The organism is Actinomadura sp. B10D3, from assembly GCF_039871695.1.
GTDB classification, from domain to species: Bacteria; Actinomycetota; Actinomycetes; order Streptosporangiales; family Streptosporangiaceae; genus Spirillospora; species Spirillospora madurae.
The window spans coordinates 1-1,157 of record NZ_JBDPLY010000097.1 but is presented as its reverse complement, the minus strand read 5'-3'; the positions used below and the strand labels follow the sequence as shown (position 1 = coordinate 1,157).

Below are 1,157 nucleotides of genomic sequence, written 5' to 3'. Positions count from 1 at the left end.
CCGGGGGCGGCCGCGTGACCCGTACGGACCGCGGGGCCCGGGCGACGGGCCACAGAACCGGAAGGACATCATGATGACCGACGAGAATCCGCCCGCCGGGGACGGCACCGTCCTCGTCGCCGGTGCCCACGGCGTGGTCGGGGGCGCCGCCGTCCGCGCCCTGCTGGAGTCGGGCGGGCGCGTCGCCACGGTGGCGCGGCGCGGCCCGGTCGGGCCGCCGGACGGCCCGCCGGTGGGCGACCACCTCCAGGTCGACCTGCTCGACGCGGCGGCGACCCGCGCCGCGCTCGCCGACCGTCCCGACATCACCGCGATCGTCCACGCCGCCTACATCGAGCGCGAGACGATGGCCGCCACCGTCGAGCCGAACGTGGCGATGCTGCGGAACCTGCTCGACGCCGTGCACGGCCCACCGTCCCGGCTGCGGCACGTGGTGCTCATCGGCGGCGGCAAGTCATACGGAGAGCACCTCGGCGGCTACAAGACCCCGGCGAAGGAGACCGACCCCCGCTTCCTCGGGCCGATCTTCTACAACGACCAGGAGGACCTCCTCTACGCCGACGCCGCCCGCGCGGGATACACCTGGACGGTGCTGCGCCCGGACGCGGTGATCGGCCCGAGCCTCGGCTCCCCCATGAACATGCTCACCGGCCTCGCCGCCTACGCCAGCGTCTGCCGGCACCAGGGCGTCCCGCTGCGCTTCCCCGGCACCCCCGCCGCGTGGGGCGCCCTCCACCAGGCGACCGACGCCCGCGTCCTCGCGCGGGCCGTCGCCTGGGCGCTGCGGTCGCCGGCGGCGCGGAACGAGGTCTTCAACGTCACCAACGGCGACAACTTCCGCTGGCAGCACCTCTGGCCAGACATCGCGGACTTCTTCGCCATTCCGGCCGCACCTCCGCAACCGATGCCGCTCGCGGAGCACATGGCCGACAAGGGCCCGGTGTGGGACACGATCGTCCGGGAGCACGGGCTGCGGCCCACCACCCTCTCCCGGATCGCGTCCTGGCCGTTCGTCGACGGCTGGTTCGCCGCCGGCGACGACATGGTGCAGAGCACCATCAAGATCCGCCAGGCGGGTTTCGGCGACTGCGTCGACACGCATGTGAGCTTCCTCGACAACCTCGCGATGCTGCGCGACCTCTCCCTCATCCCCTGAC

1 protein-coding gene is annotated in these 1,157 nt (G+C 73.6%); it reads left to right on the top strand.

The window, feature by feature from the left end:
• Positions 1–1,156: SDR family oxidoreductase (locus ABGB11_RS42420; RefSeq protein ID WP_347641372.1), on the top strand; the 1,156-nt coding region annotated here is incomplete at its 5' end.
• Position 1,157 lies beyond the last annotated feature (1 nt).